The organism is Carnobacterium viridans (assembly GCF_900102725.1).
GTDB lineage: Bacteria > Bacillota > Bacilli > Lactobacillales > Carnobacteriaceae > Carnobacterium_B > Carnobacterium_B viridans.
The window spans coordinates 43,040-55,808 of the sequence record NZ_FNJW01000008.1 but is presented as its reverse complement, the minus strand read 5'-3'; the positions used below and the strand labels follow the sequence as shown (position 1 = coordinate 55,808).

Annotated in this window: 13 protein-coding genes; 2 read left to right on the top strand and 11 right to left on the bottom strand. The window is 33.9% G+C overall.

Annotated features, from left to right (window positions below; genetic code table 11):
- Window positions 1-43: 43 nt before the first annotated feature.
- Together BLT48_RS01770 and BLT48_RS01765 are read right to left on the bottom strand one after the other, a co-directional pair.
- Window positions 44-1,819 (bottom strand): ABC transporter ATP-binding protein, encoded by a 1,776-nt coding sequence (locus BLT48_RS01770; RefSeq protein ID WP_035022370.1) that lies wholly within the window; start codon window positions 1,817-1,819, stop codon window positions 44-46.
- Complete coding sequence (locus BLT48_RS01765) at window positions 1,816-3,546, bottom strand: ABC transporter ATP-binding protein (protein ID WP_035022367.1); 1,731 nt, start codon at window positions 3,544-3,546, stop codon at window positions 1,816-1,818. Before BLT48_RS01765 ends, BLT48_RS01770 begins: the two co-directional genes overlap by 4 nt.
- Before the next feature lie 467 nt (window positions 3,547-4,013).
- On the opposite strand from BLT48_RS01765, the gene BLT48_RS01760 reads away from it, so the two are divergent.
- Both BLT48_RS01760 and rnjA read left to right on the top strand, forming a co-directional pair.
- Complete coding sequence (locus BLT48_RS01760; RefSeq protein ID WP_035022364.1) at window positions 4,014-4,229, top strand: DNA-directed RNA polymerase subunit epsilon; 216 nt, start codon at window positions 4,014-4,016, stop codon at window positions 4,227-4,229.
- Window positions 4,229-5,899, top strand: a complete 1,671-nt coding sequence (rnjA, locus tag BLT48_RS01755) for a ribonuclease J1 (protein ID WP_035022361.1) — start codon at window positions 4,229-4,231, stop codon at window positions 5,897-5,899. The genes BLT48_RS01760 and rnjA overlap by 1 nt, the downstream gene beginning before the upstream one ends.
- A gap of 60 nt (window positions 5,900-5,959) precedes the next feature.
- Here the strand turns inward: rnjA and BLT48_RS01750 are convergent, their stop codons facing one another.
- The 9 genes from BLT48_RS01750 to BLT48_RS01710 form a co-directional block, all read right to left on the bottom strand.
- Window positions 5,960-6,253 carry a HesB/YadR/YfhF family protein gene (locus BLT48_RS01750; RefSeq protein WP_035022358.1) on the bottom strand — a complete coding sequence of 98 codons (294 nt, stop codon included), beginning with the start codon at window positions 6,251-6,253 and terminating at the stop codon, window positions 5,960-5,962.
- A 119-nt stretch (window positions 6,254-6,372) separates the two neighbouring features.
- Window positions 6,373-7,032, bottom strand: a complete 660-nt coding sequence (locus tag BLT48_RS01745; protein WP_035022356.1) for a potassium channel family protein — start codon at window positions 7,030-7,032, stop codon at window positions 6,373-6,375.
- A gap of 72 nt (window positions 7,033-7,104) precedes the next feature.
- Window positions 7,105-7,737 (bottom strand): response regulator transcription factor, encoded by a 633-nt coding sequence (locus BLT48_RS01740; RefSeq protein WP_089974712.1) that lies wholly within the window; start codon window positions 7,735-7,737, stop codon window positions 7,105-7,107.
- A complete protein-coding gene (locus BLT48_RS01735) occupies window positions 7,730-8,815 on the bottom strand; it encodes a sensor histidine kinase (protein WP_035022350.1) in 1,086 nt (361 codons plus the stop codon). Before BLT48_RS01735 ends, BLT48_RS01740 begins: the two co-directional genes overlap by 8 nt.
- Entirely contained in the window at window positions 8,812-9,546 is a 735-nt protein-coding gene (gene liaF, locus BLT48_RS01730; protein ID WP_035024134.1) for a cell wall-active antibiotics response protein LiaF, read from the bottom strand. Before liaF ends, BLT48_RS01735 begins: the two co-directional genes overlap by 4 nt.
- A 160-nt stretch (window positions 9,547-9,706) precedes the next feature.
- The gene (gene greA, locus BLT48_RS01725; RefSeq protein ID WP_035022347.1) at window positions 9,707-10,180 is read right to left on the bottom strand and encodes a transcription elongation factor GreA; all 474 of its coding nucleotides are present in this window, start codon (window positions 10,178-10,180) and stop codon (window positions 9,707-9,709) included.
- 181 nt (window positions 10,181-10,361) lie between these two features.
- Window positions 10,362-11,003 carry a uridine kinase gene (gene udk / locus BLT48_RS01720; protein WP_035022344.1) on the bottom strand — a complete coding sequence of 214 codons (642 nt, stop codon included), beginning with the start codon at window positions 11,001-11,003 and terminating at the stop codon, window positions 10,362-10,364.
- Window positions 11,004-11,089: 86 nt separating this feature from the next.
- Window positions 11,090-12,241: an endolytic transglycosylase MltG gene (gene mltG / locus BLT48_RS01715; protein WP_089974709.1), complete on the bottom strand. Its 1,152-nt coding sequence runs from the start codon at window positions 12,239-12,241 to the stop codon at window positions 11,090-11,092.
- Between the two features lie 177 nt (window positions 12,242-12,418).
- Entirely contained in the window at window positions 12,419-12,727 is a 309-nt protein-coding gene (locus BLT48_RS01710; RefSeq protein ID WP_035022340.1) for a DUF1292 domain-containing protein, read from the bottom strand.
- Window positions 12,728-12,769 lie beyond the last annotated feature (42 nt).

Here is a 12,769-nt window from a genome sequence, read left to right as displayed (position 1 = left end):
TTATCAACTCCAGAAAATAAAGAACCGTTTTTTTCAATTTTTTTTATTCTTCTTCACTAAATTGACTGTTGTATAGATTTGCATAAAAAGTTCCTTTTTCAAGCAGTTCTTCATGCGTTCCTTGTTCAATGATTTCACCTTGATCCATGACTAAAATTAAATCAGAATCTCGGATTGTGGACAAGCGATGGGCAATGACGAAACTTGTTCTGCCTTCCATCACTTTTTTCATCGCTTTTTGAATCAAACTTTCTAAGCGTGTATCTACTGAACTAGTCGCTTCATCTAGAATCAAAATTTTCGGATCAGAAATTACAGCCCGTGCAATAGTTAAAAGTTGCTTCTGACCTAAAGATACATTAGACGTTTCTTTGTTTAGTTTCATATTGTATCCATCAGGTAAAGTTCGTATAAAATGATCCACATTAGCTGTTTTTGCTGCTTCCACAACTTCTTCATCCGTTGCATCTAACTTACCAAAACGAATATTTTCAGCAATCGTTCCACTATAAACCCAAGCATCTTGTAAAACCATTCCAAATAACGAACGAACATCTTGTCTGGACATTGATTTTGTATCGATACCGTCAATTTTAATGGCCCCTTTATCAACGTCGTAGAAACGCATTAATAAATTGATTAGCGTCGTTTTCCCTGCCCCTGTAGGTCCAACAACAGCTACCGTTTGCCCCTTTTTCACTGACACATTCAAATCAGTAATCAATGGTTTTTCTTTGTCATAGCCAAATGAAACATGTTCAAAATCAACATTACCTTCTATAGTATTAGGTAATGCATGTTCAGTTTCATTAATGATTTCTTCTGGTTCATCTAAAATCTCGAACACACGGTTAACTGCTGCTGCTGCACTTTGAATAACACCAGATAGTTGTGTGATTTGAGAAATAGGCTGGTTAATTTGCCAAATGTATTGAGTAAAAGCTTGTAAATTTCCTAAAGACAGGTTTCCCATAATAACCAAGTACCCACCGCCGACCGCGATACCGAAATAAGCTAGGTTGGATACAAATCCTACTAAAGGGCTCATTATCCCAGAGATAAAGGCAGCTTTGAAACCATAGTTGTTCAACGTTGCATTGATTCCTTTAAATTCTTCTAATTTATCTTTTTCTTTTCCATAAAGTTTGATTTCAGTAAATCCACTAAAGCTTTCTTGCACATGTCCATTCATCGCCCCTAGTGATTCTTGTTGCCCTTTAAAATAGGGTTGCGATTTTTTGATAATAGCTTTTGAAATAATAAAAGAAAGTGGAATGGTTGTCATAATCACTATTGCTAATGGAACAGAGATATACAACATCATCGTTATAGCGAACACAATTCCCATAAACGAATTAACCATTTGAATTAAACTTTGTTGCATCGCATTACTTATGGAATCAACATCATTTGTGACACGACTTAATATATTTCCTTGTTGATTTCGATCAAAGTATGAGACTGGAAGACGATTAATTTTTAGTTCAATTTCATTTCTTAAATCACGCATGGTATTTTGAACGACATTCGTCATGATATACGAAGATAAATACAAGGTAATTTGATAAATAGCTGCCATCCCCAAGATAATGATGATAATGTTACGAATATAAGGGAAATTAACTCCTGCATTCGGCACATTATTCAACATATCAGAAACATTTTTACCTAGCTCTGTCATAGCCAATCCAATAATGTAAGGCTGTAGAGCATTTACGATCATACAGACAATGGTTAACGAAATAGCAGATAGAAAACCAATTTTATAAGGTTTGATATACTGCCAAATTCGGCGTAATGAACCTTTCATATGACTCATTCTAACTCCTCCTTCGACAACTGTGATGAGGCAATATCATAGTAGACATCAGATTTTTTCAATAATTCTGCATGCGTTCCTTGAGCAACTACAACACCTTTGTTTAATACAATAATATTATCCGCATGCATAATGGTACCCACTCGTTGGGCAACAATCAGGACGGCTGCATTTTTAGTTTCCAATTTTAAACGCGCTCTTAATTTTGCATCAGTTTGATAATCCAATGCTGAGAAACTATCATCAAAAATATAAATATCCGGTTTTTTTATGATGGCACGTGCTATCGATAGACGTTGTTTTTGTCCACCAGACATATTGCTTCCACCTTCAGATAAAAATTCATCAAATTGTTTCGGTTTTTTCAAAATAAAATCTTTAGATTGAGAAATATCTGAAGCTTCCTCAATTTCTTTATTGTCAGCATTCCATTTCCCATAACGCATATTGTCAGTAATTGTTCCGGTAAATAACAAAGCCTTTTGAGGAATGTAGCCTATCTTTTGACGTAATGCTCTTAAGTTATATTCTCTAACATCTACTCCATCGACTAAAATACGACCTTTCGTAACATCATAAAATCGAGGTATCAACTGAATCAAACTCGATTTTCCACTACCTGTGCTTCCAATAAATGCAGCAGTTTCACCAGGTCTCACTGTAAAACTTACATTTTCAATAACCGGTTCTTCAGTATTGCCAGGATAAGCGAACGTCACATCTTCAAAAGTCAAGTATCCATGTGTTTCCGTTTCCGTTACGCCATTTTCATTTTCTGTAATAGACGGTACAGTAGTTAATATTTCTTCGATCCGTCTAGCAGAAACAGCTGCTCTTGGGTACATAGTAAAAATGTTAGCAAACATCATAAATGAAAAAAGAGCATGAAAAATATATTCTATAAATGCAACTAAACTCCCTACTTGAAGATCCCCAGTATTTATTTCTATAGCCCCCAACCAAATAACAACTGCAAAAATACAGTTAAAGACAATTGAGAAAGTCGGCATGGCTAACGCCATCAACTTAAATAATTTTTTAGAAACATTCATATAATTATCGTTAACTTGATAAAATCGGCTTTCTTGAAACTTTTCTTTTACAAATGCACGAATCACTCTTAAACCTGTTAAATTTTCGCGTAAGTTTAAGTTGATTTCATCCAAATTAATTTGTTGTCTATTGGATAAAGGTGCGGAGTGCTTTCCAATGAAATAAACAATTCCAATTAAAAAAGGGACGGCAATCAACACGACATACGACAATGACGGACTGGTTCGAATGATCATGATAAAACTAGAAATGAACATGAGCGGAGTCATCATTCCTACTCGTAAAACCATTTGCATGAAAACCATAATTTGAAATGCATCATTTGTTGTGCGTGTCACTAATGAAGAGACACCAAATTCGTTGTATTCTTTGTGAGAAAAAGACTGCACTTTTTCAAAAATGTCATTACGAATATCACGAACGAGTCTAGTAGTAATGCTACTAACGGTATACGCTAGACCAATCAACCCAATCAATCCAATTATAGAAATGATAAACATCCATTTCCCATAATAGGTTACAACGTCAAAATCATTAAACATTAAACCTTTATTGATTAGCTGTGCCAACAAAGTGGGCAGTCCTAGTTCAATCAAGATGAAACCAAAAACGCACAAAAAATTTATCAATACTAATTTTTTATACTTCATTGTATATCTCCACATTAAATTCAATTTCTCATCTCCCTTAAAATTATTCTATTGTTGATGATTTTGTGTTTTTACCTTTAAAACTAAAAATAAGATCTTAGTCTGTTTATCCCTTGCATCGTCAAAAAACATCTATTACAATATAGCATAATTTCTTCTAAGTACGAATAGTCAATTTCTATTTTTTTCGTACCAACTAACTTTCTATACTTAATTAATGAATTATGGTAAAATAAATTTAGCTGTTGTGTACTTACCACAACCACTAGTTCGGGAAAAAACTAAACTGAATACAAAGAAGAAATCATAATTTTTTTCTAGTAGCTTTACATTCATGTTAAGGAATTAAACTGACGTGGTTTTCGTTTGTCATCTTTGAATAAAGTTCATAGATTGATTTTTTCGTAATGCAAAACACTTCACCAATTTTTTATAAAAAAGACTAACGTTCTATCTATTCTAGAGAGAACGTATAAAGAGGAGAGAAATAAATGATTTTTAAAGTTAATTATCAAGAAACAAAATTAAGAAACCCAAAAAGAGAAGACACACAAGCACTTTATCTAGAAGCAGGAAGTGCTGTGGAAGCACGTGAATTGGTTGAACAAAATACCCCCTATAATATTGAACTTGTTCAAAAAATTGATGGAAAGTATCTTGAATACGAACAAAATAGTCCGGATTTCAAGTTAGTGGAGTTTAACTAATGAAACCTTCTATAAAAAATAATGAAGCTGCTGTCTTTGCCATTGGGGGTTTAGGGGAAATTGGTAAAAATACGTATGGTGTTCAATTTCAAGATGAAATCATCATTATTGACGCCGGTATTAAATTTCCTGAAGACGAATTATTAGGAATTGATTATGTTATTCCTGATTACAGTTACATTGTTCAAAATATCCATAAAGTTAAAGCTTTAGTTATCACACATGGACATGAGGATCATATTGGTGGTATTCCTTTCTTATTAAGACAAGCCAATATTCCAATTTATGCCGGACCATTAGCTTCTGCGTTAATTCGTAACAAATTAACTGAACATGGTTTATTGCGTGATACAGTATTGCACGAAATTGGTGAAGATGACGTCATAAAATTCCGTAAAACAAGTGTTAGTTTTTTTAGAACGACACATAGTATTCCCGAAGCTTTTGGTATTGTCGTTAAGACACCACCCGGCAACATCGTTCTAACTGGAGATTACAAATTTGATTTTACTCCAGTAGGCAAACCAGCAAACTTGCACAGAATGGCTAAAATAGGTGATGAAGGTGTACTAGCTCTTTTATCTGATAGTACAAATGCTGAAATCCCTACTTTCACTAAATCTGAACAAGTTGTTGGAGAATCAATCACAAGTATCATGCAAAAAGTAGAAGGCCGTATCATTTTTGCGACTTTTGCTTCTAATATTTCTCGTTTGCAACAAGTTGCAAATGCAGCAATCAAAACAGGACGTAAAATAGCTGTTTTTGGTCGTAGTATGGAATCGTCTGTTACAACTGGTCGTCAATTAGGCTATATCACTGCTCCAGAAGAAACCTTTATAGAACCTAGAGAAATTAATCGCCTTCCTGCAAAGGAAAGTATTATTTTATGTACAGGATCACAAGGTGAGCCAATGGCAGCCTTGAGTCGTATCGCTAATGGTACACATCGTCAAATTTCTATTCAACCTGGTGATACAGTAATTTTTTCTAGCTCTCCTATCCCTGGGAATACTTCAAGTGTAAATCGTGTTATTAATTTACTTTCTGAAGCTGGTGCAAATGTTATTCATGGAAGAGTAAATAATGTTCATACTTCTGGACATGGTGGTCAACAAGAACAAAAATTGATGCTTCGTTTAATGAAACCTAAATACTTTATCCCTGTTCATGGTGAATACAGAATGCAAAAAATTCATGCAGGTCTTGCTGAACTAGTAGGAATTCCTAAAGAAAATTCTTTTATCTTAGATAATGGTGATATCATAGCTTTAACGGCTGATTCAGCCAGAGAAGCTGGGCACTTCGAAGCTGGAGATGTCTATGTAGATGGTAAAGGAATCGGAGACATCGGAAATGTTGTTTTACGTGACCGTAAGTTGCTATCTGAAGAAGGGTTGGTTGTTGTCGTAGTAACAATCGATTACAAGTCTAAAGAAGTATTAGCAGGTCCTGATATCTTGTCTCGTGGATTTATTTATATGCGTGAATCTGGAGAATTAATTAATGATGCACAACAAGTTATGACTAAAAGTTTAAATAGAAGTTTAGCAAATGATAAAGTTACCGAACAAACTTTAAAAAACACAATCATTGAAAGTTTAAAACCATTCTTATTTGAACGAACTGAAAGACACCCTATGATTTTACCGGTTATTATGCCAGTTTAATCTCTTAAAAAAAAGCCTCACCTGACATTCTACAAAATAAAATGTCGGGTGAGGCTTTTTTTAGTGTTCAATAAAATGGTAGATTGGTTCTTCCCGTTCTTTATCATAATTAACTTGTAAATCGTATCCACTAAAAAACCATTCATCATTTTTATCAATAAAGTAAATGATCCCATCAATAATGGTTTTAGCTAAGACTTCAGCGGGTTGAGTAACTTCCATTCCGACTGAGAATCCTTCATGGACTTCAGTGCTTCCATAAACTTTTCCTAAAAATCGAATGCCACTTCCTTTTTCAAGACCCACCTCATTTTCAAACCATTCTTTAGCACTATCTGTTATTTCAATTTTCATAGTAAGTTTCACAGAAATGATTCTCTGTGATTCCTCCTCTCATAAGAACTTATTATCCTTATTAATAGTATCATAATTAAAGATACAACAACATCTTTGGGTTTTTCTTGAACGTATTTCTATGGCATTTGGTTTTCTAACCAATCAATTTCTTTAATACCGCCAACGATCATAAGCGTATCATTCACCTGAATGACGGCATCAGCTGCAGGAGAAATGATCATCTCTTGCCCTCGTCGAATTCCAATAACATTTAGTCCATAACGTTGTCTAAAATTTAATTCTAAAAGTGTTTTATTAAAAAATTTTGAGTTGGTTACTTTTAGTTCAACTAATGAATATTTATCCGATAGTTCTAAATAATCCACTACGTTTCGTGAAACCAAATGATGTCCAATTCGAATACCCATATCTCTTTCAGGGTGGACAACATGATCGGCTCCTATTTTTTCTAACACTTTTCCATGGTAGGCATTTTGAGCTTTAGCTGTGATGTATGAATTACCCATTTCTTTGATCATAAGTGTGGTTAAAATGCTTGCTTGAATATCCTCACCAATAGCTATAATGACATGATCAAAATTACGGATCCCCAATGAACGTAAAACACTTTCATCTTGAGCATTTGCAACAACTGCATGAGTGGCTATATTCATATACTCATTTACTCTATCTTCATTTAAATCAATCGCCAGTACATCATGTCCACTTTCTACAAGCGTACGACAAATACTGCTGCCAAAACGCCCTAAACCAATAATTGCAAAGTTCTTTTTCATTTATTCACCATCTTTCTTATTCTTAACTCTATACTAGTTCCTATCGACTTCATTGTACTTGTTTATCTTGCTTTACTCAATAAGGTGATGTTTAAAAGCATAAATTGCTGCTTGCGTTCGATCTTCTACTTCTAACTTAGCTAATATATTTGAAACATGTGTTTTAACCGTTTTAAGGGTTATGAAAAGTGCGTCAGCAATTTCTTGGTTAGAATTGCCTTGAGCAATCAACATGAGAATCTCTTGTTCACGATTCGTTAGATCCTCATGTAGTTGATGAATAGGCTTTTTAGTTAGACGTTCCATCATTTTTCCGGTTACTTCCGGTTCCAGAATCGTTTCACCCTTATATGTAGAGCGAATCGCATTCGCAATTGTACTTGCAGTTGATGTTTTTAAAATATAGCTGGACGCTCCTGCTTCCAGTGCAGGGTAAACTTTTTCGTCATCAATAAAACTAGTTACAATAACGATTTTTGCTTCAGGCCATTCTTTCATAATAGCTTTTGTTGACTCGATACCATCCATTATATCCATCACTAAGTCCATCAAAATAACATCTGGACGCAGCTCCATTGCCTTTTCAAAACCAATTTTTCCGTTCTCAGCTTCTCCTATAACCTCTATGTCACTTTGGATGGATAAGTAAGAGGAAACTCCTAATCGAACCATTTCATGATCGTCCACTAATAATACTTTAATCATATTTCCCTGCCCCTTTTTCGATTTTAGTCATAAGCGGTATCTTTATCTCAACACTTGTTCCCTTATTTTTAAAGCTGATAATCTTGCATGTCCCACCCATTCCGATTACTCGTTCATTAATATTCTGCAACCCATAATTTCCAGCTTTGTTTTCAGTCGTATTGAAACCAATTCCATCGTCAATGACTCTCAATAAAACAGATTGATCAATGATGTGCAAGTAAACCTCTAATTCGTTTGCTTTTGAATGCCGCAATGTATTTGAAAGAAGTTCTTGAACGATACGAAAAAGATGATCTTCTATGCCATTTGGTAGTGAAACATCCTCAATATCCCAATTTAATTCAATTTGAATTTTGGTGCGAAGCTCATTTAACAGTTGCTCAATTCCTTTTTTCAATGACTTTCCTTCTAAATTGACGGGTCTTAAATGGAGTAATAAAGCTCGCATTTCAGCCTGCGCTTCATTTACAATAGACTCTATTAATTTTACTTGCTTTTGTAAGGCTCCGCTTGACTCACCCATCTGCTCATTTAAAGCAGACAACATCATCATAGCTGCAAATAGTTGTTGACTGACGGAATCGTGTAATTCTCGTGCCAAACGGCTCCGTTCAGAGACCAGAATTTCTTCTTTCGTCTGACCATTAATAGAATTGGCTGAATTGCTGTTTATTTGTACTTCATTGGCTAATGTGACTAATTTTTCACGAATATCCACAAGTGCTCTTTTCAATTCATCAGAAAAAAAATAATCCTCTTCATTCTTAGCAAGTAGTTGATCAAATGTCTCTTTTGAATAGTCTCCTTTTACAAGAGTGTGAAGAGTCTCTTCTATGTGTTGCCACTGGCGTTTGTTTAGATAATAAACACCAAGTGTAACACCTAGACCAATCGCTGCTGAGACAGCCAGTAAATACCCAATAAAAGGAATATAAAAAAAGCGTGTTGTAAAAATATCTAAATACCAGCTTTCAGGAGAATATGCAAAGCTGTAACTGGCTATAATGACAAAAAACAACATAAATATAATGATACTACTGGAGAAAAAAAGTGATCGAATAACTTTTTGCTTCATATTGCGATCACCTCTAAATCCCCAACCAACACGTTTGTTATAATCTTTAATGTTCTGGCTTGGTCTTCATAATGCTTACTGTATAGTTTAACGGATTCATTCTCCAAAATATACTGTTGTTCTTCAAATGTAATTTTCCCTTTAACAGCACTGTGTTCAATCATGATACCAATACCATTTGGAACCAAAATACGTGTTTTCCCAAATCCTTTTCGAATAACAATATAACTTTCATTTTTTGGGAGAATAGTGTTTCCTAAATCAATGATTGTGTCTCCCATAAAAATCGAAAAATTAATATCATCCCACTCATATATTGTGTTACCGATTCTTTCATTTCCTAACCAATTTCTTTTAAAGCGCTTGGCATTCTTTGGCAAACTATCGGTTGTTTCAACAACTACAATCTCTTTTTCATTCCATGGAGCTTGCTGGAAATTGAAGGAGTCCATTTTTGAAAATACCTTGCCATAATTTAGGTAAAGGAAGACAACCGCTCCAATTAGCATATACCAAAAACCAGCTAACGACATTAATGCAAAAGCCATTAAAAAAATTCCAATAACTAAAGGCATTCTTCTTTTTCTTTTTTGCTGATCACGGCTTAAAAAGATCAACCAGCCACCAATAGCAAAGAGCCCTAATATAAATAGATTATGAATCAGCTGGTATAAAGCTACTATCAATAAGAGTGATTCAATTAGTAAGAACCATTTCCAATTATTTCTCATACCCATTAAGTCTCCTTTGTTATGTTTCTTTTACCCAGTATACCGTTTTTAACTCATTATGTAATGTTCTTTAGCATGAACTCTAACTAAGACTAAAGACGTATATCCAAAAAAAATAAAAGCTGCTCAATGAGTAGCTTTTATTAAAAAATACATTAAATCAACTAATTTCTACAATTCTAACCAACATATCTCCACCTGGAGTTCCAAAAGTAACTTCACTACCTACTTTTTTGCCCATTAAAGCTTTGGCAATAGGTGAGTCATTCGAAATTAATCCCTTGAAAGGATCAGCTTCTGCGCTACCAACAATCGTATATTCTTCTTCATCACCATCTGGCAATTCAATAAAGGTTACTTTTCTACCTAATGAAACTTCATCAGTTGCGGTATTTGAATTATCAATAATCTCAGAAAAACGCAACATATTTTCAATAGTTGTTACTCTTCCTTCAACAAAAGCTTGTTCATCTTTTGCTGATTCATACTCAGAGTTTTCAGATAAATCTCCAAAACTACGAGCAATCTTGATTCTTTCTACGATGTCTTTACGTTTAACCGTTTTAAGGTATTCTAATTCTTCTTCTAACTTTTGTTTGCCATCTAATGTCATTGGATATACTTTTTCAATCATTTAATGCGATCTCCTTTATTAGAATCATATCTGATTCTTGCTTTCACTATTTAGCTGAAAGCGTAATTATATTTTCAATATTGACAAGATACCATGTAGAATTCTATTTGTAAACCTAAAATTCTAATTTTTCTAAACTTTTGATTCAACTATCATCTTTTAAATGAATTTACTATTGTCTTTATACCTTCGATTCTTCAACTAGTATACTTCTAATTTTTGTCGTCATCAAATCGATTGCTACTTGGTTTGTTCCACCTTCTGGAATAATAATATCTGCGTATTTTTTAGAAGGTTCAACAAATTGATGGTGCATCGGTTTCACGACTGTTAAGTACTGTTCAATAACTGAATCAAGTGTACGGCCTCGTTCTTCTATATCTCGTTTGATTCGACGAATGATACGTATATCGTCATCTGTATCTACGTATACTTTTATATCCATTAATTTTCTTAATCGTGAATCTTCCAAAATCAAGATTCCTTCAAGAATGATAACCTCTTTGGGTTCTTGAATGATAATATCCTTACTTCTAGTATGCGCAGCATAGTCATATACTGGCTTTTCAATTGACTTGTAGTGAATCAAATCTTTTAAGTGCTGAATAAGTAAATCTGTATCAAAAGCAAACGGGTGGTCATAATTTGTTTTTAAACGTTCTTCAAAGGATAAGTCGTCTTGATTTTTATAGTAAAAATCTTGTTCCAACATTAAAATAGAATGTCCTGTAAATTGATTGTAGATGGCACGACTGACACTTGTTTTTCCGCTTCCAGATCCTCCAGTAACTCCAATCACTATTGGTCTCTTTTTGTTCGTCATACTATTCCTCTTTCCTTTATGAAAAGCATTGAATCAAGTGATCCAATGCTTTTTTTTATTCTTTATTTACAGTTCATTCAAATCTATTAATCAACATATTCAGCTTTATATTCCAGATGCTGTTCATAGGTTTCAGCGTAGTAAATTTTCCCAGTTTCCATATCTGCTAAAAAGTACATATACTCTGATTCAGTTGGCTGTAACGTAGCTTTTATAGCATCTGCACTTGGACTGTTAACCGGTCCAGGACCAAATCCAGGGTGCACATATAAATTATATGGAGAATCTACTGAAACATCTTTATTTGATATATATTCCTTATGCTCATCTAATGCATACAAAACAGCAATATCCGTTTGTAGAGGCATATCGATTGCTAAACGGTTATAAAAAACACCAGCAATCTTTTTCCGGTCTTCTAACGTAAATCCTTCACGTTCGACTAGAGAAGCAATCGTTAAAATATCTTGTACAGTTCTATTGGACTCTTTAATTTCAGGATAAAAACCTGTCATTTCTTCATCCATTCTACTAATCATGTTCTCAATCAGTTCTTCTAATGTCATTTCTTCCGGAAAATCATAAGTAGCAGGAAAAAGATATCCTTCTAAACGATACCGCGTATCCTCTGCTTCAAGAGCTGAAGTTAATAGTTCAGGATACTTGGTTTGCATATCCGTTAAGAACACCTCATTTTGAATAGCCGTTAAAAAATTTTCTTTAGTATACTCTGAACTTTCAGCAATAGTATCTCCGATTTGATCAATCGAAGTACCTTCTTTAACTAATATTTTTATACCTTGATAACTTTCGGCTGTTCCACCTTCTTGAAGTTGATCAACAATCGAGTCAAGAGACATTGACGGAGAAAAGGCATAGTTTCCAGCTTGAAAGTCCGTTTCATTATTCATACGAACATAGTAACTAAACACTATTGCACTTTTTATAATGCCGTTATCTTGTAAAATTTGTGCGATATCTTTTGAACTCGAACCTGTAGGAATTTCTACCGCTACTTCAGTTTTATTTTCTGTATCTAATGGTTCTAACGATGTTGTCACATACTGATAACCTATTAATCCAAATAGAATCAACAGAATAATAAATGCTGCTAAAATGCTAAGTACAATTTTCTTAACCAATGATTTTTCTTTTTGTCTTTCACTTACATTACTAGTTAAATCGATTTTTACTTCTTTAGTATTTTTTGTTTGGTTGTTCTTATTTCGTTTTGACAAAAAGTGACCCTCCTAAACTATAATAAGGTTTCCATTGATTTTTCACTTTGGCTATGACACTAACTTGTATCATTATACATGATATCTTACTTTATGAGAACAAAAAAAAGCTAACAAATCAAATTTGTCAGCTTTTTCACACGTTTTACTCATAGTTGCATTAATAAAATTAACGAATTATTCTTCTTCGTCTGCTAAGAATGTGTTTAAGACTTCTTCAATCATATCCCATTCTTCTTCAGTTTCAATTGGTTTTAATTCGCCTTGTTCTCCAGTTTCTGTTTCAATGAATGAGTAAACTTCAAGTTCAACTTCTTCTCCTTCATTTGCTCCAGCAGGATATACAAAAACGTAAGATTTGCCATAATCATCTGAGTCAAATGTAAATAAAATTTCGTATAATTGTTCGTTACCTTGTTCATCTACTAAGGTAATATGTTCATGATCGTGGTCATGTTCATGGTCGTGATCGTGGTCATGTGACATTGGTCAACACTCCTTTAATTATGTGATAAGTTTCTTTTCTAT